The 26,905-nt window shown below is 72.9% G+C and carries 18 protein-coding genes and 1 pseudogene; 11 read left to right on the top strand and 8 right to left on the bottom strand.

The window, feature by feature from the left end; translation table 11 throughout:
• Positions 1-2: 2 nt before the first annotated feature.
• Positions 3-1,202: a serine hydrolase domain-containing protein gene (locus AB0K65_RS07695; protein ID WP_365714841.1), complete on the bottom strand. Its 1,200-nt coding sequence runs from the start codon at positions 1,200-1,202 to the stop codon at positions 3-5.
• A gap of 464 nt (positions 1,203-1,666) precedes the next feature.
• Between AB0K65_RS07695 and AB0K65_RS07690 the strand changes: the two genes are divergently transcribed.
• The 5 genes and pseudogenes from AB0K65_RS07690 (at position 1,667) to AB0K65_RS07670 (ending at position 8,752) form a co-directional block, all read left to right on the top strand.
• The gene (locus tag AB0K65_RS07690) at positions 1,667-2,998 is read left to right on the top strand and encodes a globin domain-containing protein (RefSeq protein WP_365714840.1); all 1,332 of its coding nucleotides are present in this window, start codon (positions 1,667-1,669) and stop codon (positions 2,996-2,998) included.
• A gap of 89 nt (positions 2,999-3,087) precedes the next feature.
• The gene (locus tag AB0K65_RS07685; RefSeq protein WP_365715053.1) at positions 3,088-3,795 is read left to right on the top strand and encodes a pyridoxamine 5'-phosphate oxidase family protein; all 708 of its coding nucleotides are present in this window, start codon (positions 3,088-3,090) and stop codon (positions 3,793-3,795) included.
• Positions 3,796-4,093: 298 nt separating this feature from the next.
• Positions 4,094-4,297 (top strand): cold-shock protein, encoded by a 204-nt coding sequence (locus tag AB0K65_RS07680; RefSeq protein WP_100598391.1) that lies wholly within the window; start codon positions 4,094-4,096, stop codon positions 4,295-4,297.
• Between the two features lie 201 nt (positions 4,298-4,498).
• Positions 4,499-5,929, top strand: coding sequence for a DEAD/DEAH box helicase (locus AB0K65_RS07675; protein ID WP_365714839.1), 1,431 nt, complete (start codon positions 4,499-4,501; stop codon positions 5,927-5,929).
• Positions 5,930-6,666: 737 nt separating this feature from the next.
• Positions 6,667-8,752 (top strand): annotated as a pseudogene (locus tag AB0K65_RS07670) (phosphocholine-specific phospholipase C).
• Between the two features lie 25 nt (positions 8,753-8,777).
• Here the strand turns inward: AB0K65_RS07670 and AB0K65_RS07665 are convergent.
• From AB0K65_RS07665 to AB0K65_RS07645, 5 genes are all read right to left on the bottom strand, one after another.
• Entirely contained in the window at positions 8,778-10,451 is a 1,674-nt protein-coding gene (locus AB0K65_RS07665) for a VanW family protein (RefSeq protein ID WP_365714838.1), read from the bottom strand.
• Between the two features lie 336 nt (positions 10,452-10,787).
• On the bottom strand, positions 10,788-12,230 hold the full coding sequence (locus tag AB0K65_RS07660; RefSeq protein ID WP_365714837.1) for a GH1 family beta-glucosidase: 1,443 nt from the start codon (positions 12,228-12,230) through the stop codon (positions 10,788-10,790).
• Positions 12,231-12,330: 100 nt separating this feature from the next.
• A complete protein-coding gene (locus AB0K65_RS07655) occupies positions 12,331-13,212 on the bottom strand; it encodes a carbohydrate ABC transporter permease (RefSeq protein ID WP_365714836.1) in 882 nt (293 codons plus the stop codon).
• Between the two features lie 4 nt (positions 13,213-13,216).
• Positions 13,217-14,221 (bottom strand): sugar ABC transporter permease, encoded by a 1,005-nt coding sequence (locus AB0K65_RS07650; RefSeq protein ID WP_365714835.1) that lies wholly within the window; start codon positions 14,219-14,221, stop codon positions 13,217-13,219.
• A 248-nt stretch (positions 14,222-14,469) separates the two neighbouring features.
• On the bottom strand, positions 14,470-15,786 hold the full coding sequence (locus AB0K65_RS07645; protein WP_365714834.1) for an ABC transporter substrate-binding protein: 1,317 nt from the start codon (positions 15,784-15,786) through the stop codon (positions 14,470-14,472).
• 178 nt (positions 15,787-15,964) lie between these two features.
• Here AB0K65_RS07645 and AB0K65_RS07640 point away from each other — a divergent pair, with 178 nt between their 5' ends.
• Positions 15,965-16,993 (top strand): LacI family DNA-binding transcriptional regulator, encoded by a 1,029-nt coding sequence (locus AB0K65_RS07640; protein WP_365714833.1) that lies wholly within the window; start codon positions 15,965-15,967, stop codon positions 16,991-16,993.
• Between the two features lie 50 nt (positions 16,994-17,043).
• Here the strand turns inward: AB0K65_RS07640 and xylA are convergent, their stop codons facing one another.
• The gene (xylA, locus tag AB0K65_RS07635; RefSeq protein ID WP_365714832.1) at positions 17,044-18,213 is read right to left on the bottom strand and encodes a xylose isomerase; all 1,170 of its coding nucleotides are present in this window, start codon (positions 18,211-18,213) and stop codon (positions 17,044-17,046) included.
• 168 nt (positions 18,214-18,381) lie between these two features.
• Here xylA and xylB point away from each other — a divergent pair, with 168 nt between their 5' ends.
• The 5 genes from xylB (at position 18,382) to AB0K65_RS07610 (ending at position 25,801) form a co-directional block, all read left to right on the top strand.
• Complete coding sequence (gene xylB / locus AB0K65_RS07630; RefSeq protein ID WP_365714831.1) at positions 18,382-19,905, top strand: xylulokinase; 1,524 nt, start codon at positions 18,382-18,384, stop codon at positions 19,903-19,905.
• 404 nt (positions 19,906-20,309) lie between these two features.
• Entirely contained in the window at positions 20,310-21,365 is a 1,056-nt protein-coding gene (locus AB0K65_RS07625) for a phosphatase PAP2 family protein (protein WP_365714830.1), read from the top strand.
• Positions 21,366-21,408: 43 nt separating this feature from the next.
• A complete protein-coding gene (locus tag AB0K65_RS07620; protein ID WP_365714829.1) occupies positions 21,409-23,631 on the top strand; it encodes an NADP-dependent isocitrate dehydrogenase in 2,223 nt (740 codons plus the stop codon).
• Positions 23,632-23,731: 100 nt separating this feature from the next.
• Positions 23,732-24,022, top strand: a complete 291-nt coding sequence (locus AB0K65_RS07615; RefSeq protein WP_365714828.1) for a hypothetical protein — start codon at positions 23,732-23,734, stop codon at positions 24,020-24,022.
• Between the two features lie 135 nt (positions 24,023-24,157).
• Positions 24,158-25,801 (top strand): sigma-70 family RNA polymerase sigma factor, encoded by a 1,644-nt coding sequence (locus tag AB0K65_RS07610; protein ID WP_365714827.1) that lies wholly within the window; start codon positions 24,158-24,160, stop codon positions 25,799-25,801.
• 38 nt (positions 25,802-25,839) lie between these two features.
• On the opposite strand, the gene AB0K65_RS07605 is transcribed toward AB0K65_RS07610, so the two are convergent.
• Positions 25,840-26,610 carry a CAP domain-containing protein gene (locus tag AB0K65_RS07605; RefSeq protein WP_365714826.1) on the bottom strand — a complete coding sequence of 257 codons (771 nt, stop codon included), beginning with the start codon at positions 26,608-26,610 and terminating at the stop codon, positions 25,840-25,842.
• Positions 26,611-26,905 lie beyond the last annotated feature (295 nt).

Here is a 26,905-nt window from a genome sequence, read left to right as displayed (position 1 = left end):
CGTCAGCGCGGCGGGACCGGGCGGTCGTAGACGTTCTCCGGGGTCGCGATCTCGGTGATGGCCCGGGCGAGGAGCGTGGAGGGTTCCTGGCCCTGGGAGAAGACGTCGGTGTTCAGCATGAGCACCAGGGTCGCCTTCCGGGACGGGAGGTAGACCGTCACGCTCTCGTACCCCGGGATCGACCCGTTGTGCCCGATCCACCCGCCGGTCTCCAGGATGCCGAGGCCGTAACTGGTGCCCGGGAAGCCGGTCGGCAGCGTCTTGAGCCGTTCGCGCTGGGTCTCCGGGCTGAGCAGCGTGCCCGTGGCGACGATCCTGGCCCACCGGTGGAGGTCCCGCAGGTCCGAGATCATCGCCCCGGCTGCCCAGGCCCAGCCCGGATCCCAGTTCGTCGCGTCCGCGATCGCGCCGCTCGGGGTCTGATCCGTGTACCCGTGCGGGTGCGGCTCGGGGAATTCGGCGCCCTTCGGGAACAGCGTGTGGCGCAGACCGGCCGGGCGGAGCACCCGGTCGTGGATGAAGTGGGCGAGCTTCGCGCCGGTGACCTTCTCGATCACCAGGCCCAGCAGGACCAGATTGGTGTTGGAGTACTGGAACCGCGCGCCGGGAGCGAAGGTGTTGGCGTGCCGGAAGGCGTACGACAGGACCTCGTAGGGGGCGAAGGGGCGGGTCGGGTCGCCCTCCAGGTCCTTGACGAAATCCGCGTCGGCGGTGTACGAGAACAGGCCGCTGCGCATCCCGGCGAGATGACGCAGCGTGATGGCGTCCCCGTTCGGCACGCCCCGGATGTAGGTGGAGATCGGGTCGTCCAGCCGGACCAGGCCGTCGTCGACGAGTTCGAGCAGCGCGGTGACCGTGAAGGTCTTGGTCTCGCTGCCGATCCTGATGCGCATGTCGGTGGTCATCGGCTTGCCGGTGACGGTGTCGGCGACGCCGCTCGCGCGGACATAGCTCCCCTTGCCCGGCATCCACAGGCCGACGACGACGCCGGGGATGCCGGCCTGCCGCCGGACGTCCTCGATGGCCTTGTCCAGCCGGGCGGTGAGTTCCGGGCCGAGTCCGGCCGGCCGGCCGTCGTCCCGTCCGGGCCCGTCGGCGTTCACGGCGTGGACGGCGGTGGCGGGCGCCACCGCCGGCGGGGCGAGTACGGACGCCACGAGCAGGGCCGCGGCGAACAGTCGGCGGTGGGGTGTACGTCGCATGAAGGGGCGCCTCTTCCGGGGTCGGGGCCAGAGCGGCCAGATCACCACCCGGAACCCCCGTGACCGGCCCGGTCCGCGACGCGTCGCCGCGAGTCCACCCCTTCGGAGCCATGCGGGCTTTCGCCCTGCCCGAGGTGCGGTGAGCCCGCCCCTCGGACTGTTACCCGCGGAAATGGATGCGGGGGGGAGTGAAGAGGAGAGGTGAAGAAAATGCGAAGTTCGGATGGGCGTTCGGGCTTTCCGTCGGCTGCCGACGGGGGGAAACAAAGCAGGCGACTCGTGTCATCCGTCGAACCCGTCGGTAACTTTCCTTTCGGGGTGGGTTCCCAGGTGCGTGAAGTACGGACAACCGGGCCAACGCGGCGTTTTCGGAAGCCCACGGATCGCAGTCATGGATTTCGGCGGGCGGGGTAGGGTCGAGCCCGCGAAGAGCGACCGAAAGACGTTCGAGGCGAGGCACACCGATGGACGGCAGCAGTGGGGGCGGGGGCTGGTTCAGTCCGAGCCCGAACAGGAATACGACCGCGGCGGGGCAAGGGAATCGGAGGGAAGAAGGCCCCACGGCCGGCGGTCCGGGCGGACCCGGCGTTCCCGGCGCCGACGGGCCGGCAAGCGGAGGCCCGGGCGGTCCCGGCGGTCTCACCGGCTCCGGCGGTCCCAGCAGTGACGTTTCGCCCGAAGCCGTCCTCATACGCCGCACGATGGCCGAGATCGAGCCGATCGCGGACAAGGTCACGTCCTATTTCTACGCGCTCCTCTTCCTGCGCCATCCCGAGCTGCGGAGCCTCTTTCCCGCCGCGATGGACGCCCAGCGCGACCGCCTCTTCCAGGCGTTGCTCACCGCGGCGAGACACGTCGACGACGCCCCCACCCTCACGACGTACCTGTCCCGTCTCGGCCGCGGACACCGCAAGTACGGCACCCGGCCCGAGCACTACCCGGCCGTCGGCGAGGCCCTGCTCGGCGCCCTCGCACACCACGCCCCGCTGGCCTGGAGCCCCGAGACCGAGGCGGCCTGGGTGGGTGCCTACACCACCATCTCGCAGATCATGATCGACGCGGCCGCCGAGGACGAACTGCGCGCCCCCGCCTGGTGGGACGCCGAGGTCGTCGCCCACGAGATGCGCACCTCCGACATAGCGGTGGTGACCGTACGGCCCGGGCAGCCCTACCCCTTCCGTGCCGGACAGTACGCGGCCCTGGAGACACCGTGGTGGCCGCGCGTGTGGCGGCACTACTCCTTCGCCTCCGCGCCGCGCTCGGACGGTCTGCTCTCCTTCCACGTCAAGGCGGTCCCGGCCGGGTGGGTCTCCAACGCCCTCGTCCACCGGGCCCGTCCGGGCGACGTCATCCGCCTCGGTTCCCCCGCCGGCTCCATGACCGTGGACCACAGCACCGACAACGGGCTGCTGTGCCTGGGCGGCGGCACCGGCATCGCGCCCATCAAGGCGCTCATCGAGGACGTGGTCGAGCACGGCCGCCGCCGACCCGTCCAGGTCTTCTACGGGGCCCGCCGCGGCCACGACCTGTACGACATCGAAACGATGCTCCGCATGCAGCAGTCGCACCCCTGGCTGTCGGTCCGCCCCGTCGTCGACGACGGCCCGGGCGGCGACCTGTGCGGCCAACTCCCGGACGCCGTCAGTCAGTACGGGCCCTGGCACACCTACGACGCCTATCTCTCCGGCCCCCCGGCCATGATCCGCCGCAGCGTCGACACCCTCGTCGGCATCGGCATCCCGTCCCACCGCATACGGCACGACTCCATCGAGGAACTGGTCGGAGCAAGGAATTGAGCACATTCGAACAGGCCGGCCCGCAGGCGGCCCCGGCCGTACGGACGACGCGCCCCGGCAGCGAGGGCGAGCACCACGTCCAGCAGCGCATGGGGACGACCGAACGCGCCGACAAGTTCTACGCCGAGCAGGTCCTCGACCGGCTCAACGACCGGATGCGGGAGTTCGTGGCGCGCCAGGAGATGTTCTTCCTGGCCACCTCCGACCGGCACGGCGCGTGCGACAACACCTTCCGGGCCGGTCCGCCCGGCTTCCTCCGGGTCCTGGACGACCTCACCCTCGCCTACCCCGAGTACCGCGGCAACGGCGTGCTCGCCAGTCTCGGCAACATCGAGGAGAACCCGCACGTCGGGATCCTGATGATGGACTTCCTCCAGGACCGCATCGGGCTGCACGTGAACGGCGCGGCGCGGATCGTCGCCGACGAGGAGATGCGCGCGGCCCATCCCGGCCTGACCGTGGACCCCGTGCCGGGGCGCCGTGCCCAGCTGTGGGTCCAGGTCACGGTCGAGGAGGCGTACATCCACTGCGCCAAGCACATCCCGCACCTCCAGAAGATGCCCGTCCAGGGCCGCAGCCGCGCGTGGGGCACCGACGACTTCAAGCGCAAGGGCGGTGACTTCTTCGGCGCCGCCGCCGACGCGGACGAGCGCGGGCCGTTCCTGCCCCCGCCGCGCGCGGACGCGGCGGCGTGGCGCGCGGAGGCGTCCAAGGTACTGGCGAGGGCCGAGCAGCGCGCGGCCGAAGCGCGCGGCGAGGCGTTCAGCGGCTGGTTCCGCCGGGACGTGTCGGTCTGATCCGCGCCCGCGCCCGTCCCCTCGCCGCCCGGTGAGGGGACGGGCGGCCACCGTCCCCACGGCGGCCGGCGTACGGACACCACAAATTCCGGCGCGGTTCAGAAACACGGAAGACCTTCCCGTGCTACAGTCGATAGCAGTTGCAGTTGTGGTTCCCATAAGACTTCAAGTGCCCATGACGGTTTCCCCGTCGGGCACTTTTGTATTTTCGGTGCTTTTTTCCGGACGGGGTAATCATCGCGGCGACGCCGGGATCCGCACAGTGCGGGCCCGGGTAGTGCCCCGAAGGAGATATGACATGGCTACTGGCACCGTGAAGTGGTTCAACTCGGAAAAGGGCTTCGGCTTCATCGAGCAGGAGGGTGGCGGCCCCGACGTCTTCGCCCACTACTCGAACATCGCCACCCAGGGCTTCCGTGAGCTTCAGGAAGGCCAGAAGGTGAACTTCGACGTCACGCAGGGCCAGAAGGGCCCGCAGGCGGAGAACATCGTTCCCGCCTGACGTTGAGGCGTTCTGACGCAGCTGGGGCCCCCACCGCGAGGTGAGGGCCCCGGCTCGTTGGTGTTTCCGGGGCTTTTGCGCCCCATTCCGTCGCACCGGTGACTTCCTTGCATTGTGCACGGGTGCCGTTTATCCCCCTGCATTTCGACCCGTGGCCGGATCGACCTTCCGTCGGTGTCCGCCACGTCGAGGAAGGAATCCATGACCCCTCCGCCCACGAACCGCTCCGCCGAGAATCGCCCGGCGCCGAACGAGTTCGCCCTTCCGGAGACCCTGACCCCGGCCCTTCCCGCGGTGGCGCGTTTCGCGGACATGGAGCTGCCCGCCGCGCTCCTGAAGACGCTCGCCGACCTCGGTGTCGACGCGCCCTTCCCGATCCAGGCCGCCACCCTCCCGAACGCGCTCGCCGGACGTGACGTCCTGGGCCGCGCACGCACCGGCTCGGGCAAGACGCTCGCCTTCGGTCTCGCGCTGCTGACGCGCACGGCGGGACAGCGCGCGGACGCCAAGAAGCCGCTCGCGCTGATCCTCGTCCCCACCCGCGAACTGGCCCAGCAGGTCACCGACGCCCTCACCCCCTACGCCCGGGCGCTGAGCCTGCGCATGGCCACGGTGGTCGGCGGCCTGTCCATCGGGCGCCAGGCTGCCGAGCTGAAGACGGGGGCCGAGGTCCTCGTCGCGACCCCGGGCCGCCTCATGGACCTCGTGGAGCGCAAGGACGTCCGCCTGGACCGGGTGGGCGTCACCGTCCTGGACGAGGCCGACCAGATGGCCGACATGGGCTTCATGCCGCAGGTCACCGCGCTGCTCGACCTCGTACGTCCCGAGGGTCAGCGCATGCTGTTCTCGGCCACCCTGGACCGCAACGTCGACCTCCTGGTCCGCCGCTACCTCACCGACCCCGTCGTCCACTCGGTCGACCCGTCCGCCGGGGCCGTCACCACCCTGGACCACCACGTGCTCCAGGTGCACGGCCCCGACAAGTGGGCCACGGCGACGGAGATCGCCGCCCGTGACGGGCGGGTGCTCATGTTCCTGGACACCAAGCACGCCGTCGACCAGTTCACCCGCCACCTTCTCGGCAGCGGCGTACGGGCCGCCGCCCTGCACGGCGGCAAGTCCCAGCCTCAGCGCTCCCGCACGCTGGAGCGGTTCAAGAGCGGTGAGCTCACGGTGCTGGTCGCGACGAACGTCGCGGCCCGGGGCATCCACGTCGACCGGCTCGACCTCGTCGTCAACGTCGACCCGCCCGCCGACCACAAGGACTACCTGCACCGCGGCGGCCGCACGGCACGCGCCGGCGAGTCCGGCAGCGTCGTCACCCTCGTCACGCAGAGCCAGCGCAAGGACATGGCGCGCATCCTGTCGGAGGCGGGCATCCGGGCGCGGATCACCCCGGTCCGTTCCGGCGAGGCCGAACTGAGCCGCATCACCGGCGCCCAGGCCCCCTCCGGAGTCCCCATCGGCGGAAACGCGGCGGTCAAGGACGCCTCCAAGCGGGGCGCCGCCTTCCGCGGCATGGGGACCGTTCCCGGGCGCCCCGGCCGTGCCAAGAACGAGTCGCGCCGCGCCGCGGAGGCCCGCCAGACGGCCGAGGCCCGCAAGGCCGCCCGCGTCCGCCGGGGCGCGTGACGGATGAACGAGGCGCGTGAGACCGCGCCTGGGCCCTCGGCCCCGGCCGCCTGAGGGGCGCGGGAGGCCGTGACGCGCGCGGGCTGACCCCGGGCCCTCGGCTCCGGCCGCCTGAGGGGCATGTGGGACCGTGACGCGCGCGGGTCGACCCCGGGCCCTCGCCCTCGGCGGACCTGACGACAGGGCCCCGCCCCCGAGACGTACGACCGGGGGTCTCGGTGGTACATCCGCCACAGGCTCTCGGCCCGTCTCACGCCCGGCCCCGGGCGCCGCCCGCGGCGTCGGAGGCCGGGCTCCGGGCCGCGCGCCGCCGGAGAGCCCCAGCGGCTCGGCCCGCGCCTTCTCCCGGCCCCGTGGCGTCCGACGCCAGGGGACCGCGCTCCGTGCCGCCCCGCGTCCTCGGCAGGCCCGGCCCCCTCGGCCCGGAGCTCTTCCCGGCTGCGACGACGCCGGGCCCCACACCGTCCGTGGCCACCTCGACGGCCGCCGGAGCCCCCCGATCCGTCCGGCGGGCGGGCATGGACTTCTCGTACGACTCCATGGACTCTTCGCGGACCCCCCGGTACGACCGGCCCTCTCGCCCCTACGGTGAATCCCGCCGTGCGCAGCCCACGTGGTCCCGCGTTCACGACCTGTACCGCGCCCCCACGCGTCGACGACACGCTCCCGTCCCCTCTCCCGCTGATCTTGGGCTCGCTCGGACCACCGCCCCCCATCCCGCAGAGGTGCTCGGACCCATGACTGATCTCGATCGGCGCCGCTTCCTCCAGATGGCCGGCGCCACCGCCGGTGCCACGGTCGCTTCCACCGCGGGCCTGGCCGCACTCGGTGGCAGCATCGCCCGGGCGGCCGCCATCCCCGCCGCACGGACCTCCGGAACGCTCGCCGACGTCGAGCACATCGTCGTGCTGATGCAGGAGAACCGGTCCTTCGACCACTACTTCGGTGCGCTGAAGGGCGTACGCGGATTCGGTGACCCCCGGCCGATCACGCTCCCCAGCGGCAAGCCGGTCTGGTACCAGCCGGACGGCGCCAAGGACGTCCTGCCCTACCACCCGGCCGCCGACGACCTCGGCATGCAGTTCATCGCCGGCCTCAACCACGACTGGGCCGGTGGCCACAAGGCCTTCAACAACGGCAGGTACGACCAGTGGATACCCGCCAAGTCCGCGGGCACGATGGCGTACCTGACCCGCCAGGACATCCCCTTCCACTACGCCCTCGCCGACGCGTTCACCGTCTGCGACGCGTACCACTGCTCCTTCATCGGCCACGGACCCCAACCGCTACTACATGTGGACGGGATACACCGGGAACGACCGCACCGGCGGGGGACCCGTGCTCGGCAACGACGAGCTGGGCTACGGCTGGACGACGTACCCCGAACGCCTGGAGCAGGCCGGCGTCTCCTGGAAGATCTACCAGGACGTCGGCGACGGCCTGAACGCGGCCGGACACTGGGGCTGGATCGACGACGCCTACCGCGGCAACTACGGCGACAACTCCCTGCTGTACTTCAACAGCTTCCGCAACGCCCAGCCCGGCAGCCCGCTCTACGACAAGGCCCGCACCGGCACCGACGTGAAGGCGGGAGACGGGCTCTTCGACGTCCTGCGGGCGGACGTGGCGGCGGGCCGGCTGCCGCGGATCTCCTGGATCACCGCCCCCGAGGCGTTCAGCGAGCACCCCAACTGGCCCGCCAACTACGGCGCCTGGTACATCGCGCAGGTCCTCGACGCGCTCACCTCCAACCCCGAGGTGTGGAGCCGGACCGCGCTGTTCATCACCTACGACGAGAACGACGGCTACTTCGACCACGTCGTGCCCCCCTACCCGCCGGCCTCGGCCGCGCAGGGGCTCTCCACCGCCGACACGGCGGCCGACTACTTCCCCGGCGACTCCCGCTACGCCGCCGGTGCCTACGGCCTCGGCCAGCGCGTCCCGATGCTGGTCGTCTCTCCGTGGAGCAAGGGCGGATACGTCTGCTCCGAGGTCTTCGACCACACCTCGATCATCCGTTTCATGGAGCGGCGCTTCGGGGTCATCGAGCCGCACATCTCGCCCTGGCGCAGGGCGATCTGCGGCGATCTGACCTCGGCCTTCGACTTCGGTCTCGAGGACACCGCGCCGACGGCGCTGCCGGACACCACCGGCTACCGGCCGCCGGACGGCGACCGGCACCCCAGTTACGTCCCGAAGCCGCCCGCCAAGCCGGCCCTGCCCGCGCAGGAGCCGGGCGCGCGCCCCACCCGCGCCCTGCCCTACGAACTGGTCGTCGACGGATCGGCCACGCCGTCCACCGGCCGCTTCACCCTCGCCTTCGGCGCCGGGGCGAAGGCGGGCGCCTTCTTCTACGTCACCGCCCGGGGCCGGACCGACGGACCGTGGACGTACACCGCGGGAGCCGGCAAGAGCATCTCCGACACCTGGAACACCGCCTACTCACAAGGGGTCTACGACCTGACGGTGACCGGGCCGAACGGCTTCCTGCGCGGCTTCAAGGGGCCGGGCAGGACCGCGGGGCCCGAGGTGACCGCCCGGCACGACGCGGTCACCGGCAGCCTGGTGCTGACCATGACCAACCCGGGCGCCGTCGACGTCCACCTGACCGTCAGGCGCGCCGCCGCGTACGGCGGCGGGTCGCAGACGTTCAAGGTGGCCAGGGGTGCCACGGTGAGGCACACCGTGGACCTGCGGGTCAGCCGGCGCTGGTACGACGTCTCGGTCGTCTCCGACGGCGAGGCCACCTTCCTGCGGCGCTTCGCCGGACACGTCGAGACCGGCGCCACCGGCCTCAGCGACCCCGGGATCGCCACCGGCTGAGTCCGGCCCCACCGCCCGGTCCGGTTCACTCGCAGGTGACGCGGTCGCGCGGGGTGTAGTGCGTGCGGAACGTCTCCCGCCCGACCTCCGCCCCGCCGTCGCGGAAGACCCGGTCGACCGCGATGTCGAAGCCCTCCAGCGGCGTCTGGGGCTCGCACTTCGGGCCGGTGCCCGTCCTCTCGCCCGGCTCGGTGAGGTTGGTCCGGGGGCCCTCCACCGCCTCCACCGCGTCGTACCTCCTCGTGCCGTAGAACGTGACGGTCACCGAGGAGTCGGTGGAGCTCGCCTCGATGTAGATGCCGTGTCCGGAGTCGTTGCGGAACTTCAGGTCCAGCGTGCCCCAGGCGACCGTCGCCTCCCGGCCGGGCGGATACCGCTCGATGTAGAAGGAGTGCGCGCCGTACTCGACCGGCTTGACGCCCGCGAAGAAGATCGCGTTGAAGACGGTGGTGGCCACCGCGGAGACACCGCCACCGGGGGCCGAGTGGTACTGCCCGTCCAGGATCATCGTGCCGTCGACGAAGCCGTTGGCCTTCGTGCGCTCGCCGACGGTCCGGTTGAAACTCCACACCTCGCCGGGCCGCACGAGCGAGCCGTTGATCAGCTCGACCGCCCGGCCGATGTTCGTCGTCCGGTAGGGGGCGGTCGGGAAGTCGACCGTGAACGTGGACATCCGCTCCGTGATCCCGAGCTTCGCCACCGCCGCGGCGGTGAGCTCCGGCTGGATCAGCCGGGTGGCGACCGGACCCGTGCGGGCCGCCGCGCCCGTCCTGGGAAGCAGCGGCAGCACGGCGTCCGCGAGGGCCTTGGCGGACACCTCGTGTCCCGGCCGTCCGTCCGACTCCACCACCACCCGGCCGTCCCGGACCCCCAGCTCCGCCTCGACGGGGCCGTCCGCGATCGCGTCGAGCGGACGGGCGACGTCCGGGTCGCGGATCAGCGCATCGGCGTCGAGCGTCGCGGCCAGCCTCCCCTTGTCCGCCTTCACCTTCACATGCTCGCCGAGCGTCGCCGGAGCGATCCGCAGCGGTTTGCCGGCGGCGGTGACGGTGACCGGGCCCGACATGGCCGGGGTCGCGAACTCCTTCATGAAGCGGTTGACCTCGGCCTCGCCGACCACGGGCCGCGAGACCGCCGCGGGCAGCACCACGGGGGCCGCCGGCGCCTGGCCGGCGGGCGGATAGGCCGCGCGCAGGGCGTCCGCCGCCGCGGCGGTGTCCAGCTTCACCCCGTCGCGGGGCCGGGTCGCGACCGCCCTGCCCTCCTCGAACGAGACGGCGCCCTCGACCGTCGTACGGTCGAGGGCCTTCGCCAGCCGCTCCGTCTCGGCCCGTGCCTCGGCCTCGTCGAAGGCGACGACGGGCTCGATGTCACGGTCCCCGGAGGAGAAGAGGCGGCCGATCACCGTCACCGGGTCGCGCGCGGGGTCGGCGGCACGCTCGGCGGTCTCGGCGACGTCGACGGTCAGACCGGCGGACGCCGGATCGACACTGCCGGCCGCGTCCCCCACCCGTACGGGAATCGGAGCCGTCCAGGACGCCGGAGCCGCGGCCGTCAGCGTGGCCCGCGCCTCCTCCCGGCTCATCCCCCCGATGTCCACGCCGGCGACGCGCGTCCCCTCGGATATGTCGTCCGCGGTGGCGACGAGCCCGGCGACGTACAGCCCGCCCGCGGCGACGACGGCCGCTCCGGCCACCACCGCCGCGATGCGTATCCTCCCGCCCCCTCGCCGGCGGCGGGGTGAGGGGGCCGCGGCCTCACCGGTCGTGGAGCGACGCACACACCCTCCCGTGCAGTCGGGGTCCCGATACACCCGCGACGGTACGCCGGCGGATCGCCCGACGCACCTCGGACCTCGCTGACCTGCGTCGATGACCCCGCCGCCGCACGCGCCACGCCTCCCGCGGACCCGCGCCCGGACCCAGCGCCGAGCCACCCGAACGGCCTGTCCGGGACGGCCCGCGTCAGCCGTCCGGACCAGTCGCCTCGGCCCGGTCCGCGGCCGCCGGCCGTCCGCGCGCCGGTCATCCGCCGGTCAGTCGCCCGCCGGGTCGGCCAGCTCGCCGGACCGCGCCACGCTCGCGTACCAACGGGCGCTCGACTTGGGCGTCCGGGTCTGCGTCGCGTAGTCGACGTGGACCGCCCCGAAGCGCTTGGCGTAGCCGTACGCCCACTCGAAGTTGTCCAGGAGCGACCAGAGGAAGTACCCGCGGACGTCCGCCCCGTCGGCGATCGCCCGGTGCACCGCCGCCAGGTGGGCGTGCACATAGGCGATGCGGTCCGGGTCGTGGACGGTGCCGTCCGCGCCGACCTCGTCCTCGTAGGCCGCGCCGTTCTCCGTGATCAGCAGCGGCAGGCCGGGATACCGGGCCGAGACGCGGGTCAGCAGGTCGTACATGCCGCTCGCGTCCACCGCCCAGCCCATCGCCGTGCGCTCGCCCGGGGCCTGGTGGAACGCGACGTCGTCCGCGGCGGGCCAGGGGGAGTGCTCGCTCGCCCCGTGCCCGTCGTCCTGCGGCTTCTCCATCCCGTCGGCGACCGCCGACACCACCGTCGGCGTGTAGTAGTTGATGCCGAGCGAGTCCAGCGGCTGCCGGATCGTCGCCGTGTCGCCGTCCCGCACGAAGGACCAGTCCGTCACGGAGGCCGTGTCGGCGAGCAGTTCCCGCGGGTAGGCGCCGTCCAGCAGCGGCCCGAGGAAGACCTCGTTGCCGACCGCGTCGATCCTGCGGGCCGCCTCGCGGTCGGCCGGCGACGAGGTGAGCGGCCGGACCTCGTGGAGGTTCAGGCTGATCGACACCCTCGCCCGGCCCGGCAGCGCGGCGTGCAGCGCCTGGGCGGCGAGACCGTGGCCGAGGTTGAGGTGGTGGGCGGCGCGCAGGGCGGCCGCCGGGTCCGTACGGCCCGGGGCGTGGACACCGGAGCCGTAGCCGAGGAAGGCGCTGCACCAGGGCTCGTTGAGCGTGGTGAACCGGGTGACGCGGTCGCCGAGCGCGCCGCCGACCAGCGACGCGTACTCGCCGAACCGCTCGGCGGTCGCCCGCTCGGGCCAGCCGCCCGCGGCCTCCAGGTCCTGCGGCAGGTCCCAGTGGTAGAGGGTGGCGACGGGCTCGATGCCGGCGCCGAGCAGCTCGTCGACGAGCCGGCGGTAGAAGTCCAGGCCCTTCTGGACGGCGGGGCCGCGGCCGGTGGGCTGGACACGGGGCCAGGAGATGGAGAACCGGTAGGCGCTCAGGCCCAGGTCGGCCATCATCTTCACGTCGTCGCGGAACCGGTGGTAGTGGTCGACCGCCACGTCTCCGGTGTGGCCCTCGAACACCTTTCCCGGCGTGTGGGAGAAGGTGTCCCAGATGGAGGGGGTGCGGCCGTCCTCGGCCGCGGCGCCCTCGATCTGGTAGGCGGCGGTGGCGGTGCCCCACAGGAATCCGGCGGGGAACCGGCGGACCGAGGTGAGGGGGCGGGGGTCTGTCGCGGTCATGCGGAGATGCTCCCGAGTGAGAGAGGTGGGGTGTGACGCGGGGCGGGTACGAGGGGTGCGCGAGGACCCGGACGGACGCGCGCACGGCCCGGGGCGGCGGTCAGTTCTTGACCGCACCCGACGTGATGCCGCCGACGATGTGCTTGCCGAGCACGGCGAAGACGAGCAGCAGCGGCACGGTCGATATCAGCGCTCCCGTCAGCACCACGGCCTGGTCGACCGTGTGGTTGCCGGAGCCGAGACCGGCCAGGGCGACCTGGAGCGTGGGGTTCCCGTCCGGGGTCAGCGCGATGAACGGCCAGAAGAAGTCGTTCCACGCCTGCACGAAGACGAGCATCCCGAGGACCGCCATCGCGGGCCGCGCCACCGGGAAGACCACGTGCCAGATGATCCGCAGACTGTGCGCCCCGTCCATCCGGGCCGCCTCGACGAGCTCCACCGGCAGCGCCTCGATGAGGTACTGCCGCATGAAGAACACCCCGAAGGCCGCGACCAGTGAGGGAAGGACGACCGACTGGAGCTGGTCGACCCAGCCCAGGTCGGTGATGATCCGGTAGAGCGGGATCACGCTGAGCTGCGGCGGGATCGTCATGGTGGCGACCACGAGGGCCAGCATGGCCCCCCGCCCCTTGAAGGGCAGTTTGGCGAAGGCGAAGCCGGCCAGGGTGGAGAACATGACGGTGGACAGGGCCACGAGGCCGGCGACGACGGTGGTGTTGACCAGCGCCTCGCCCATGTCCACCTGGTTCCAGGCGAAGGTGAGGTTGTCGAAGAGGCGGGGGCCCGGCAGCAGCGGCGCGGGGGCCTCGACCACCCGCTCGCCCGTGTGGGAGGCGGCGACCAGGTTCCAGTACAGCGGGAAGAGGGAGATGAGGGCGGCCAGGCCGAGCAGGACGTAGGTCAGCGGCCCCGCGTGGTGCTGGCGGCCGGCTCCCGAGCGCCCGAAGCGCCTCGTACGGGTCTTCTCGAGGGTGTGCGTCATGAGGTCATGCCCCCAGCTTCTTGCGGTTCGCCCGGGACACGAGCGTCTGGACGGCTCCGATCAGCAGCAGGAGCAGCAGCATCACCCAGGCGATCGCCGACGCCTGGCCCAGCGCGCCGGTCACCCAGCCCTTCTCGTACATCAGGAGGCTGAGCGTCTGGAACTGGTTGCCGCTGCCGCCGCTGATGCCGAGGCTGCCGCCGAAGATCATCGGCTCGCCGAAGAGCTGGGTGGCGCCGATGGTGGAGACGATGATGGTGAAGAGGATCGTCGGCCTGATCGACGGGATGGTGACGCTGAGGAACTGGCGCCAGCGCGAGGCCCCGTCGAGTGCCGCGGCCTCGTAGAGGTCCTGCGGGACGGCCTGCATCGCGGCCAGGTAGATGAGGGCGTTGTAGCCGGTCCAGCGCCAGGTGACGATCGTCGAGATGGCGATCTGCGAGGGCCACTTGGACGACTCCCAGTCCACCGGATCGAAACCCACCCAGCCGAGCACGGTGTTGATGAGTCCGTAGTCGGTGTTGAACAGCTGGGCGAAGACGAGGGTCGCCGCCGCGATCGAGGTGGCGTACGGGGCGAGGACCGCGACCCGGAAGAAGCCGCGGGCGCGCAGCTTGTAGTTCAGCAGGTGCGCCAGGCCCAGGGCCATCAGCAGCTGGGGGACGGTCGAGACGACGCCGATGGTGAAGGTGTTGGCGAGCGCGTTCCAGAAGAACTCGCTGTCGGTGAGGGCGGTGTAGTTCTCGAGGCCCTTCCACTGCGCGTCGCCGCCGAGCTCCACGCGGTGGAGCGAGAGCCAGCCGGTGTAGAGCAGCGGGAAGAGGCCGAAGGCCGCGAAGGTGAGGAAGAAGGGGGCGACGAAGGCGTACGGGCTCAGCCGCAGGTCCCACCGGTACATCCTGCTGCGCCAACGGCCGGGCGGCTCGGGGCTCTTCGGTCGGGTGGCGGGTGAGGGGCGGGGGGCGGGCGGCGGGGAGCCGTCGGCCGCCGCCCGGACGGAGGTGGCCACGAGGGGCGTCCCTTCGGGTGTCGGTACGTCGGTGCGGATCTGCGTGCGGGTGTGCTGCGGGTGCCGGCGCCTGTCGGTGGCGCGGGGCTGGGAAGGGGCTCGGGTCGGGACGGCGCGAGGGGCGACGGCGTGGGCCGGGGCGGCCGGACGGCCGCCCGACGGGGGAGCGCCGGGCGGCTCGTGGGGCTGCCGGACCGGCGCCGACGGGGCGTCAGCGCCCCGTCGGCGGCCGTCCGGCCGGTCCGCGCCTACTGCGCGATCTTGTCCGCGACCAGCTTCTTGACGTTCTCCCAGGCCTTCGCGGGGTCGGTGCCGCGCTGCTCGATGTCGAGGATGCCGTTGTCGGTGATGAAGGTCTTCACCTGGCCGTCATAGCGGCTGATCGGGGCCGGGGTGATGCCGGCCGCCGCCTCCGAGTAGATCTTCCCGACCGGGGTGTCACCGAAGTACGGGAGCTTGGCGTCCTGCACGGTCGGGGAGGAGAGGGTGTCCTTGGTGGACGGGATGTTGCCGTTCACGCCGAAGACCTTGGCGTGCTGGGCCGGGGCGGTCAGCCAGGCGGCCAGCTTGGCCGCCTCCACGGCGTTCTTGCCCGACTTGGGGACGGCGAGGAAGGAACCGCCCCAGTTGCCGGCGACCGGCGGCGAGGCGATGTCCCACTTGCCCTGGTTGCCCGCCCCCGCCTGGTCCTTGATGATGCCGGTCATCCAGCTCGGGCAGGCGACGGTGGCGAACTTGCTGTTCTTGAACGCGGCGTTCCAGCTGCCCTTCTCGTCGAACTGGCGCAGCTTGGCGGTGATCCCGCTCGTGGCCGCCTCGACGGCGGTCTCCCATGCCTTCTTCACGCCGGGGCTGTTCTCGTAGTCCAGTTCGCCCTTGGCGTTGGCGTACTGGAGGGGCTGGCTGGAGACGACGGCGTTGAAGAGACCGCTCGCGGAGTCGTGGAAGGAGGTTCCCGCGGGAGCGTTCTTCTGGTAGGTCTTGCCCGTCGCGAGGAACTTCGACCAGTCCCCGGCCCACAGCTCGGCGACCTTGGCACGGTCGGTGGGCAGCTTGGCCTTGGCGAAGAGGTCCTTGTTGTAGCAGATGGCCATGGGACCGATGTCGGTGCCGAGGCCGATGACCTTGCCGTCGGGGGTGGTGGCCTGCTTGACCTTCCAGTCGAGGAACGAGGCGAGGTCGGCGCCTCCGGTGGTGCCGAGGTCCGCCCACTTGCCCGCCATCGCCGGGCCGGTGGCCTCGGCGATGTATCCGACCTCCAGGGCCTGGATGTCGGCGAGGCCGCTGTTGCGCGACAGGCGCAGCTTGAGCGTGTCCCAGTACTTCTGGCCGTCGGCGACGTTCGACTCGACGATCTTGATGTTCGGGTGCATCTTCTCGTACTCGGCGTACAGCTTGGCGCCGGTCTTGTCGTCGTACCCGAAGGAACCGAACGTCCCGATGCGCAGGGTGATCTTTCCGTCGCCGGAGGCCTCGTCGGAACCTCCGTCACCACAACCGGTGAGCAGGACCGTGCAGGCCGCGAGTCCCGCGACCATCGCGGTTCTCGTTCTGGAAATGCGCATGCGACTCTCCTCGTCCAAGGCAGGGGGTGGGAGCGCTCCCACTCCCATCTGGCCGGAAGGTTGCGGCCCGACGGGGGTGGGTGTCAAGAGGTATGCGCGGATCCGGTTCCGGTGTCATGGGAGCGCTCCCACTCTTGATAGGGTCGCGGGAGCACAGGGCTGCGAGGGGAGACGGCAGATGGTGGTGAGCGGGCGCCAGACCGGCAGGCCCACCCTGGAGGAGGTCGCGGCCCGGGCGGGTGTCGGCCGTGGCACGGTCTCCCGGGTGATCAACGGCTCCCCTCGGGTGAGCGAGCAGGCCAAGGCCGCCGTCGGCAGGGCCATCGCCGAACTGGGATACGTCCCCAACCGGGCGGCCCGGGCGCTGGCCGGCAGCCGTACCGACGCGGTCGCCCTGGTGATCCCCGAGACCGAGGCCAGGCTGTTCGCCGAGCCGTACTTCCTCGACATCATCCGCGGCGTCAGCGTCGAACTGGCCGACGCCGACAAGCAGTTGCTGCTCACGCTGATCCGCAGCGACAAGGAGCGCCAGCGCTTCGAGCAGTACCTCGCCGCCCAGCGGGTCGACGGCGTGCTGCTCGTGTCGGTGCACGGCGACGATCCGCTGCCCGACCAGGTGCGGGAGCTGGGGCTGCCGGCCGTGCTGAACGGCCGCCGCACGGAGGGCGAGACCGTGGCCTACGTCGACTCCGACAACGTCGGGGCCGGCCGCTCGGCGGTCGCCCATCTCGCCGGCCGGGGCCGCCGCCGCATCGCGACGATCACGGGCCCCCTCGACATGTACGTCGCCCGGTGCCGCCTCGACGGCTACCACGAGGGCCTCGCCGAGGCCGGGCTCTTTGCTGACCGGCAGCTGGTCGCCACCGGCGACTTCACCGAGGAGGGCGGGCAGCGGGCGATGCGCGAGCTGCTCGCGCGCCGCCCCGACCTGGACGCGGTCTTCGCCGCGTCGGACGTGATGGCGGCCGGTGCGCGCGGTGTGCTGCGCGAGGCGGGCCGGCGGGTCCCGGACGACGTCGCCCTGGTCGGCGTCGACGACTCGGCGGTGGCGCGGCACATGGACCCGCCCCTGACGAGCGTGCGCCAGCCGATCGAGGAGATGGGACGGACCATGGCGCGGCTGCTGCTCCAGGAGATCGGGGAGGCGTCGGCGGAGCAGCCCCGCCGGGTGCTGCCGACGGAGCTGGTGGTCCGCGCGTCGTCCTGAGGTGCTCCGCGGCCCGGGCGGGCGGGCCCGCCCGCCCGGGCGCGAGGGGTTCAGCGCACGGCCAGGAGGTGTTCCAGGGCCAGCTGGTCCAGGCGCTCGAACGCCATCGAGCGCTCGGCCGCGGCCGTCGCGTCGAAGTCCTCGTAGGCCGAGCGGTCGGCGAGCAGCGCCGCCAGGCCGTCGGCGGCGGTGGGGGCGGCGAGTTCGGGCAGCCGGGAGGCGGCCAGTGCCTCCCGCACCTCCGGGTCGGCCCGGAAGGCGGCGGCGCGCTCCTTGAGGATCAGGTAGTTGCGCATGCAGTTGCGGGCGGACTCCCACACGCCGTCGGAGCCGTCGGTGCGCACGGGCTTGAAGTCGAAGTGCCGGGGGCCTTCGTATCCGGCCGTCTCCAGCAGGTCCACCAGCCAGAAGGCCTGGCGCAGATCGCCCGCGCCGAAACGGAAGTCCTGGTCGTACTTGATCCCGGACTGGCCGTTGAGGTCGATGTGGAAGAGTTTGCCCGCCCACAGCGCCTGGGCGATGCCGTGCGGGAAGTTGAGGCCGGCCATCTGCTCGTGGCCCGTCTCCGGGTTCACGCCGACCAGTTCGGGCCGCTCCAGGCGCTCGATGAACGCGAGCGCGTGTCCGATGGTCGGCAGCAGGATGTCCCCGCGCGGCTCGTTCGGCTTGGGCTCGATCGCGAAGCGGAGGTCGTAGCCCTGCTCGGTGACGTACTGGCCGAGGAGGTCGAACGCCTCCTTCATCCGGTCGAGGGCCACCCGGACGTCCTTCGCGGCGCCGGATTCCGCGCCTTCCCGCCCGCCCCAGGCGACGTACACGCCCGCGCCGAGCTCGACGGCGAGGTCGATGTTGCGGATCGTCTTGCGCAGCGCGAAACGGCGCACGTCGCGGTCGTTGGCGGTGAAGCCGCCGTCCTTGAAGACGGGGTGCGTGAAGAGGTTCGTCGTGGCCATCGGGACCTTGAGGCCGGTGCGGTCCAGGGCTGCCCGGAAGCGCTTGACGGCGGTCTCGCGCGCGGCCTCGGACGAGCCGAAGGGGATGAGGTCGTCGTCGTGGAACGTGACGCCGTGCGCGCCGAGCGCGGCGAGCCGCTCGACCGACTCGACCGGGTCGAGTTCCGGCCGGGTGGCGTCGCCGAACGGGTCGCGACCCTGCCATCCGACGGTCCACAGGCCGAAGGTGAACCGGTCCTCGGGGGTGGGGGAGAAGCGTGCCGACATGGTCCGGCCCTTTCGGTCGGAGGTCTGGGCGACCTATTTGTTTTGTGAGATAACTATTACGCCACCGGGGCTCCCTCGCGCCAGAGCGGACGCCGGATCCGCAACCGGTACGGCAGGCCCGTGCGTGAGGACGGGACCCGTGAGTGACGACGACGAGAGGCGACGCCCATGCCCGCGCAGCACCCCGTGGTGATCGGAGTGGACAGCTCCACGCAGTCCTCCAAGGCCGCCGTGGTGGACGCCACGACCGGCGCCCTGCTCGCCGTCGGACGCGCCCCGCACACCGTGACCGGCACCGGCGGCGCGCGTGAGAGCGACCCCGAGGAGTGGTGGACGGCCCTCGGCGAGGCGGTCGGACGCGCCCTCGCTGAGGCGGCGGTGCCCGCCTCCGCCGTGACCGGCATCGCGGTCGCCGGGCAGCAGCACGGCCTCGTCGTCCTCGACGCGTCCGGCCGGCCGCTGCGCCCCGCGCTGCTCTGGAACGACACCCGCTCCGCGCCGCAGGCGGCCGCCCTCACCGATGCGATCGACGGCGGTGCGGAGGGCTGGCTGAAGAGGACCGGATCGCTGCCGGTCGCCTCCATGACGGCGGCCAAGTGGCGTTGGCTGTGCGAGAACGAACCCGACGTCGCGGACGCCGCGGCCGCGGTCCGGCTGCCGCACGACTTCCTCACCGAACGCCTCTCCGGCGTCGCCGCGACGGACCCCGGCGACGCCTCCGGCACCTGCTGGTACTCCACAGCCGACCAGGCCTACGATCCCGCCCTCCTCGACCTCCTGGGCCTCGCCCCGGCCCTGCTGCCCGGCGTCGCGCGCACCGCGGCCACCCGGGTCGGCACGCTCACGCCGGCCGCCGCCGCGGCGCTCGGCCTCCCCGCCACCGTCGCCGTCGCCGCCGGCACGGGGGACAACATGGCCGCGGCCGTCGGACTCGGCCTCGGCGCCGCCGGGCTCCTCGACCACCCCGTCGTCAGCCTCGGCACCTCGGGCACCGTCTTCGCCGCGACCCGCACCCGCCCCGCCGCTCCCGGGCTCGCCGGGTTCGCCGCCGCCGACGGGACGTACCTCCCCCTGGGCTGCACCCTCAACTGCACGCTCGCGGTGGACCGTTTCGCCGGTCTCCTCGGCCTCGGCCGCGAGGACACGGCGCCCGGTGAGGGGGTCGTCGTCCTGCCGTACCTCGACGGCGAACGCACCCCCGACCTCCCCCACGCCACCGGCCTCCTCACCGGCCTGCGCCACACCACCGACCCGCGTGCGATCCTCGGCGCGGCCTACGAAGGCGCCGTCTTCACCGTGCTGCGCGCCCTCGACGACCTGCTCGCCGCCTGCGGCGCGGACCCGTCCGACCCGGCGGTCCGAGGCCGCCCGCTGCGCCTGGTCGGCGGCGGGGCGCGCGGCCGCGCCTGGACGAGCACCGTCCGCAGGCTCTCCGGCCGGCCCCTGGTCGTCCCGGCCTCGACCGAACTCGTCGCCCTCGGCGCCGCAGCCCTCGCCGCGGGCGCCGCCACCGGGACCGACCCCGTCGCGCAGGCCGCCGCCTGGGGGACCGGCGACGGCGAACTCCTTCCGCCGCTGGCCCGGGACGAGGAGACCTGGGAGCGCATCGCCGCGGTCCTCGACGGCGCGGCGCCGCCCGTCCACCCCGCCGGGCCCGCCCCCGCGCCCACCGCTCGGCGGTGGGCTCTCTAGGGCGTGTTGCGAAAGTCCCGCCTGCCCCGCGGCGCCTGGCACGCACGCTCGCCGCGTTGTCGGGATCGTTCACGTACGTCCGGTACGAGGGCGCCTCTCCGCCTTGCGATCGCACGCACCGGACGCCGCGGGGCCCGCCCTTCGGGCGGCCGGCGCCACTTTCGAAACCCGCCCTGGGACGTTCCCGACAGTCCCGTCCGGCGGCCGGATGCCGGGGGACTCTGAGGGCGGGTCCCGGGGCGTCTCGTCGACTCCGCCGCCGCGACCCGGGGAGAGCAGCGCCACGCCTCCAGGGGCGGGTCACGGACGGAGCGCCGTCCCCCGGACCCCTGCGCCGACGTGTCGGCGATTCGTTCGGGTGCGTCCAGCGCGCGCACCAGGGCCCGGCGGGTTCGAATCGGGACATGGCTCCTATAGACAGGATCGGTACGGACGGCCGCGCCGTACCGCCGCTGGAGGCCGGCACCTGGTGGTACGCCGCGGTGGCCGCCGAAGCTCCGGGCTCCTTCAACGGACGCGTGCGCAAGCGGCTGCGCAACGCGGCGCTCGGCGCCGTCCTGACGCTGGCCGTCGTCTACGCCGGCCTCGTCCTGACCGCCACCGGCCAACGCTGGGAGGGGGCGGCGACCGCCGGCCGGCTGACGGACGGACCGCTCTCCGCCGCCCGCGTCGTCGGCACCGTCCCGCACCACTTCGCCCTCTACTCCCTCAGCCTCGCCCTGCTGCTGATCGCGGTCGTGGGAGTGCTGCGCCGCCGGTACGCGCCCACCGTGGCCGCCCTCGGCTCGGTGATCGGCTCCGTGGTCCTCGCCGAACTGCTCCAGCGCTTCGTGCTGCACCGCCCGGACCTCACCGGGGCGCCCGGCCACCTCCTGCACGGCGGCTTCCCCAGCGGGCACACCACGCTCGCCCTGAGCGTGACCTTCGCCCTCGCCCTGGTCGTCCCGTACCGCCTGCGGGTACTCGTCGTGGCCGTCGGCGCCCTGTGGGCCACCTTCCTCGGGGTGTACACCCTCGCCATCGGATGGCACCGGCCCGGTGACCTGATCGGCGCCGAGCTGCTCGCCCTGGCGCTCGTCTGCGGGACCGTCGCCCTGCTCGCCCGCAAGGGCAGGGCCCGCCGCGCCCCCCGGGGCCGGGCACCCTTCCGCAACCTCGTCCTGGCCACCCCCCTCGTCCTCGGCGCGCTCGCCGGGCTCGGCGCGGGTCTCGTCCTGCTCTCCCGCTCGATGGGGGTCCGTCTTCCGGCGGACCCGGTGACCGCGAGGCTCGCCTACGAGGCCGGTCAGCTGCTCGCCGCCGGCGCCGGGCTGGCCGCGGCCCTGCTGTTCCTCGCCCTCCTGCGCCACGTCGACCTCGACGAGTCCGCCGCGCCGCCCCGGCGCATCCCCGCCGGTCCCGAGCCCGACGCCGAGATCACGGGCCCCTTTACCGCGGAGCGGGATCACGAGATATCTTGATGTCGAGCAATCTCGCAGACGCAGACGTGGAGCGGAGCACCCGGTGACTGACTCGACCATCATCTACACGCACACTGACGAGGCGCCCGCCCTGGCGACGTACTCGTTCCTGCCCGTGATCCAGGCGTACGCCTCGACCGCGGGGATCAATGTCGAGACCCGTGACATCTCCCTGGCCGGCCGCATCATCGCCAGCTTCCCCGAGCGTCTCGAAGAGGGTCAGCGCATCGACGACGCCCTCGCCGAGCTCGGCGAGCTGGCCAAGACGCCCGGCGCCAACATCATCAAGCTGCCGAACATCTCGGCGTCCATCCCGCAGCTGAAGGCCGCGATCGCCGAGCTCCAGGCCCAGGGCTACGCCCTCCCGGACTACCCGGACGACCCGCGGACGGACGAGGACAAGGACGTCCGCGCCCGCTACGACAAGGTCAAGGGCAGCGCCGTCAACCCGGTCCTGCGCGAGGGCAACTCCGACCGCCGCGCCCCCGCCTCGGTGAAGAACTACGCCAAGGCCCACCCGCACCGCATGGGCGCCTGGACCGCCGACTCGAAGACGAACGTCGCCACCATGGGCGAGAACGACTTCCGGTCCACCGAGAAGTCCACCGTCATCGCCGAGGACGGCACCCTGCGCATCGAGCACGTGGCCGCCGACGGCACCACGACGGTCCTGCGCGAGTCGGTCCCCGTCCTCGCCGGCGAGGTCGTCGACGCCTCCGTCATGCGCGTCGCCGCCCTGCGCACCTTCCTGAGCGAGCAGATCGCGCGCGCCAAGGCCGAGGACGTGCTGTTCTCCGTCCACCTCAAGGCCACCATGATGAAGGTGTCCGACCCGATCGTCTTCGGTCACGTCGTCCGCGCCTTCTTCCCGAAGACCTTCGCGAAGTACGGCGAGGCGCTCGCCGCCGCCGGCCTGTCCCCCAACGACGGCCTCGGCACCATTCTCAAGGGCCTCGACTCGGTGCCGGACCTCGGCGCGGAGATCAAGGTGTCCTTCGATGCCGAGATCGCCGAGGGCCCCGCCCTCGCCATGGTCGACTCCGACAAGGGCATCACCAACCTCCACGTACCGTCCGACGTCATCGTCGACGCCTCCATGCCGGCCATGATCCGCACCTCCGGCCACATGTGGGGCCCGGACGGCCAGGAGGCCGACACCCTCGCCGTCCTCCCGGACAGCAGCTACTCCGGCGTCTACCAGGCCGTCGTCGACGACTGCCGCGCCCACGGCGCCTTCGACCCGTCGACCATGGGCTCCGTACCCAACGTCGGGCTCATGGCGCAGAAGGCCGAGGAGTACGGCAGCCACGACAAGACCTTCGAGATCGCCGCCGCCGGCACCGTCCGCCTCGTCGACGCCGCCGGTGACGTCGTCCTGGAGCAGGAGGTCGCCGAGGGCGACATCTTCCGCGCCTGCCAGACCAAGGACCTCCCGATCCAGGACTGGGTCAAGCTCGCCGTCACCCGCGCCCGCGCCACCGGCGACCCGGCCGTCTTCTGGCTGGACGAGACCCGCGCCCACGACGCGCAGCTCATCGCCAAGGTCGAGCAGTACCTGCCGGAGCACGACACCGAGGGCCTCCGGATCGAGATCCTCTCCCCGGTCGAGGCCACGAAGTTCTCCCTCGAGCGCATCCGCCGCGGCGAGAACACCATCTCGGTCACCGGCAACGTCCTCCGCGACTACCTGACCGACCTCTTCCCGATCCTGGAGCTGGGCACCAGCGCCAAGATGCTGTCGGTCGTCCCGCTGATGAACGGCGGCGGCCTGTTCGAGACGGGTGCCGGCGGCTCCGCCCCCAAGCACGTCCAGCAGCTCGTCAAGGAGAACTACCTCCGCTGGGACTCCCTCGGCGAGTTCCTCGCGCTCGCGGTCTCCTTCGAGCACCTGGCGACCACCACGGGCAACGCCCGCGCCCAGGTCCTCGCCGACACCCTCGACCGCGCCACCGGCACGTTCCTCAACGAGGACAAGTCGCCGAGCCGCCGCCTCGGCGGCATCGACAACCGCGGCAGCCACTTCTACCTGGCGCTCTACTGGGCCCAGGAGCTGGCCCGGCAGACCGAGGACGCGCAGCTCGCGGAGGCCTTCGCGGCTCTGGCCAAGACCCTGGCCGAGCAGGAGGAGACCATCGTCGCCGAGCTCGTCGCCGTCCAGGGCTCCCCGGCCGAGATCGGCGGCTACTACCAGCCGGACGCCGCCAAGGCCTCGGCCGTGATGCGTCCGTCCGCCACCTTCAACGAGGCCATCGCCACCCTCGGCTGATCCCGGCGCACCAGCGGTTCCGCCCCGGCCCGGACTTCGGTTCCGAGCCGGGGCGTCCCCGTCGGTGGCGCCTAGGCCGTTCGGGTGTGAACCTGGATGGATGAGCTGGGCATCATGGACGACCGCCGGGGTCTATACCGGGCGAGGTGGGGTGCTGACCGACGAGGCCGGCGCCCTCACCGGCGATGTGACCGTGCACACCACCTACGCGGACGGTGAGGCACGCGTGGCCGTGCAGTACAGCGGCGCGTCCGACTGGTTCACCATGTCGGGCAGTCCGGTGCCGTGCTCCTCGGAGCCGGAGAGCCGGGACATCCACGAGGCGGTGGTCGAGGCGGTACGGGAGGGGAACGCGGCCGTCGTGCCGTACCGGCCCCCCTCACCCGCCTGAGGCCGTCACCCGCACCGTCACCACTGCATCACCGCCGCGATCACCGTCGTCGTGCGGATAACCGTTATCGCGCCCCCTCCCACGGGTCTCCTTCACCACAGGGACGGACGGACCACGGGACGAGGGAGCACGTTCATGCACAGCGACGAGTGGGCCACGGCCGAGCTGGTGGAGGCGGCCGCGGCCGGAGACGCCGACGCCCGCGACGGGCTGATACGCGCCTACCTCCCCCTCGTCCGCGACATCGTGGCCCGCGCGCTCGACGGCCACGCCGACGTCGACGACGTCGTGCAGGACACCCTGCTGCGGGCCCTGGACGGGCTGACCGCCCTCCGCGACCCCCTTCGCTTCCGTTCCTGGCTCGTCGCCATCGCGATGAACCAGATCCGCCGGCGGTGGCGCGAGCGGCAGAACGGCCCGGTGCCGGGCCTCGACCGTGCCGCCGACATCGCCGACCCCGGCGCGGACTTCGTCGACCTCACCATCCTGCGTCTCGGCCTCTCCGGACAGCGCCGCGAGGTGGCCGAGGCCACCCGCTGGCTGGACGAGGGCGACCGCGACCTGCTCTCCCTGTGGTGGCTGGAGGCCACCGGCGAACTCACCCGCGCCGACCTCGCGGAGGCGCTCGCCGTCTCCCCGCAGCACGCGGCGGTCCGGGTCCAGCGCATGAAGGAGCAGCTGGAGACCGGCCGTACCGTCGTCCGCGCCCTCGCCGCCACGCCCCCGTGCCCGGGACTCGCCGCGATCGTCGCCGGATGGGACGGCCGCCCGGCGCCGGTGTGGCGCAAGAGGTTCGCCCGCCATCTGCGGAGCTGCGACGCCTGCGCTCCCGCCCGGTCGGGACTCGCCCCGGCCGAAGGGCTGCTGGTCGGCCTCGGCCTCGTGCCGCTCCTCGCCGGGGACCCGGGCGCCCACGTGCCCTCGGTGGCGGCCGAGACGGCCGCCTGGACCTCCGCCCCGGCCCCGGAGGCCACCTGGCCGGGGGAGCGGTGGGCGCAGACGGGCCCCGCGCCGGACGCCACCGGGAGTGGGGCGGCGGGCCCCGGCTCGACGCCGTGGCCCTCCCCGGATCCGTGGACGGTCCCCGGCGCCGCCGGCCACGCGGCGGGCGGCGGCCCCGGTGCGGGTGCGGCCCCCGGGCACTCCGGCGCGGGCCGCGGCGGGGGCCGGGGATCCGTGGTGCGGCGGGCCTGCGCCGCCGGCGCGGTGGCACTGGGCGTCCTCGGGAGCGTCATCCTCCTCGTACCGTCGAAGCCGCCGGCGCAGCGGCCCGTCCCCGTCCCGTCCTTCGCCGCCCCGGCCCAGGTCGCCACGACCGCCCCGCCGGTGCCCGCGAGCGCGCCGCCCACCCCGCGCCGGACGCCCGTCCCGTCCCCGTCGAGGACGCGGCAGCCCGGCGCCGAGGAACGGCTGACCGGGCTGGTCAACCGGCGTCGCGCACAGGAGGGCTGCGCTCCGCTGCGGACCGACCGACGGCTGACGGAGGCCGCGCGCGCGTACGCGAACGACATGGTCCGGCGCGGCTACTACGCGCACAGCAGCCCCGAGGGCGCCCAGGCGGACGCGCGGATCTCGGCGGCCGGCTACCGGTGGAGCCGGTGGGCGGAGAACCTGGCGCGCGGGACGGCCGACCCGGCCGACGTCTTCGCGGGCTGGATGGACGGCGGGGGCCATCAGGCGAACATGCTGGACTGCCGCTACCGCGACACGGGTGTCGCCGCGGTCCGGGGACCCGACGGTACGGTGTGGGTGCAGAAGCTGGCCGCCGCCACCTCCTGAACCGCCACCGTGCCGTCGGGGGCCGGGAACCGGGGCCGTCAGCGCCGTGCGGCGAAGTTCTGCACCCACCACGGGCCGTCGGAGGTGAGGGACAGACCGACGCCGATGTCCTTGAACGAGCAGTTGAGGATGTTGCGGCGGTGTCCGTCGCTGTTCATCCACGCGCGCATCGCCTCGGGGGGAGTCTTGGGACCGCGGTGGATGTTCTCGGCCCAGGTCGACCAGGCGTACCCGGCCGCCGTGATCCGGTCGCCCGCCTTCCGGCCCTCGGGGCTCTCGTGACCGTAGTAGTCCCGGGCGGCCATGTCGTCGGCGTGCGCCTGCGCCGCGGACCGCAGACGGCCGTCGGAGCGGAGCGGGCCGCATCCGGCCTTGTCCCGCTCCGCGTTGACGAGGGAGATCACCCGGTCGACGTACGGTGCGACCTTGCCGGGGGCCGGGACCACCCTCGACGTCGGCGCGGCCGGCGCGCTCGCGGTGGGCGAGGGCGTGGTGGCGGCCGGGGCCGCCCCGGCCGCCGCCCGCGGGTCGCCCGGGCTCGGGGCGAGGCCGGGCGACGAGGCCGGCGGGGTCGACGGGCCGGCGGAAGCGGACCGGGAGGATTCGGCCGAAGGGGTGATTGGGAGCCCGGAGGGCGCGGCGCCTCGCGAGGCCGGCGTCGGGGAGGCGGGCGCCCCGGACTGCGGTGTCACCGTCGTGCGGACCTGGACCGCCGTGTCCAGCCGCCCTCCGGCCACGGCCGACGCACCGAGGGACGCCACGTACGCGCCCGCCGTCACGGTGAGGGCGACCGTCGCCGTGCCGGCCATGGTCACGGCGGTACGGAAGGAGGGCACCCGGCGGGCGCGCCGCCGGACCGGGCCCCCTCTGCGATGCCTGCCTCCGCCCCGCGCCGGATGCTTGTTCGGGACACGGTCCTCGTGGTGGTGCATGGGCTCCGCTCTCTTTCCGAGGCCGCCGGACGGTCCGGCGGAAGGGAGAGCCGCCGAGGCGACGGCCCTCACACTTTCCGGCCTCGGCGCCGTCGACACACCTCGTCAACCCAGGGGGTCAACCCGCCGTGACGCCGAGAGGGGTCCCCGGCCGGGGACCCCTCTCGGCGTC

This window comes from Streptomyces sp. NPDC053755 (assembly GCF_040677675.1).
Lineage (GTDB): Bacteria > Actinomycetota > Actinomycetes > Streptomycetales > Streptomycetaceae > Streptomyces.
The sequence above is the reverse complement of the archived record's forward strand: the minus strand, read 5'-3'. Positions and strand labels throughout refer to the sequence as shown.

Excerpts from the sequence above, each read along its gene's own strand:
- AB0K65_RS07695 (WP_365714841.1), bottom strand. The coding sequence starts at position 1,202 with ATGCGACGTACACCCCACCGCCGACTGTTCGCCGCGGCCCTGCTCGTG.
- AB0K65_RS07690 (WP_365714840.1), top strand. The coding sequence starts at position 1,667 with ATGGACGGCAGCAGTGGGGGCGGGGGCTGGTTCAGTCCGAGCCCGAAC.
- AB0K65_RS07685 (WP_365715053.1), top strand. The coding sequence starts at position 3,088 with ATGGGGACGACCGAACGCGCCGACAAGTTCTACGCCGAGCAGGTCCTC.
- AB0K65_RS07680 (WP_100598391.1), top strand. The coding sequence starts at position 4,094 with ATGGCTACTGGCACCGTGAAGTGGTTCAACTCGGAAAAGGGCTTCGGC.
- AB0K65_RS07675 (WP_365714839.1), top strand. The coding sequence starts at position 4,499 with ATGACCCCTCCGCCCACGAACCGCTCCGCCGAGAATCGCCCGGCGCCG.
- AB0K65_RS07660 (WP_365714837.1), bottom strand. The coding sequence starts at position 12,230 with ATGACCGCGACAGACCCCCGCCCCCTCACCTCGGTCCGCCGGTTCCCC.
- AB0K65_RS07655 (WP_365714836.1), bottom strand. The coding sequence starts at position 13,212 with ATGACGCACACCCTCGAGAAGACCCGTACGAGGCGCTTCGGGCGCTCG.
- AB0K65_RS07645 (WP_365714834.1), bottom strand. The coding sequence starts at position 15,786 with ATGCGCATTTCCAGAACGAGAACCGCGATGGTCGCGGGACTCGCGGCC.
- AB0K65_RS07640 (WP_365714833.1), top strand. The coding sequence starts at position 15,965 with ATGGTGGTGAGCGGGCGCCAGACCGGCAGGCCCACCCTGGAGGAGGTC.
- xylA (WP_365714832.1), bottom strand. The coding sequence starts at position 18,213 with ATGTCGGCACGCTTCTCCCCCACCCCCGAGGACCGGTTCACCTTCGGC.
- xylB (WP_365714831.1), top strand. The coding sequence starts at position 18,382 with ATGCCCGCGCAGCACCCCGTGGTGATCGGAGTGGACAGCTCCACGCAG.
- AB0K65_RS07625 (WP_365714830.1), top strand. The coding sequence starts at position 20,310 with ATGGCTCCTATAGACAGGATCGGTACGGACGGCCGCGCCGTACCGCCG.
- AB0K65_RS07615 (WP_365714828.1), top strand. The coding sequence starts at position 23,732 with ATGAGCTGGGCATCATGGACGACCGCCGGGGTCTATACCGGGCGAGGT.
- AB0K65_RS07610 (WP_365714827.1), top strand. The coding sequence starts at position 24,158 with ATGCACAGCGACGAGTGGGCCACGGCCGAGCTGGTGGAGGCGGCCGCG.
- AB0K65_RS07605 (WP_365714826.1), bottom strand. The coding sequence starts at position 26,610 with ATGGCCGGCACGGCGACGGTCGCCCTCACCGTGACGGCGGGCGCGTAC.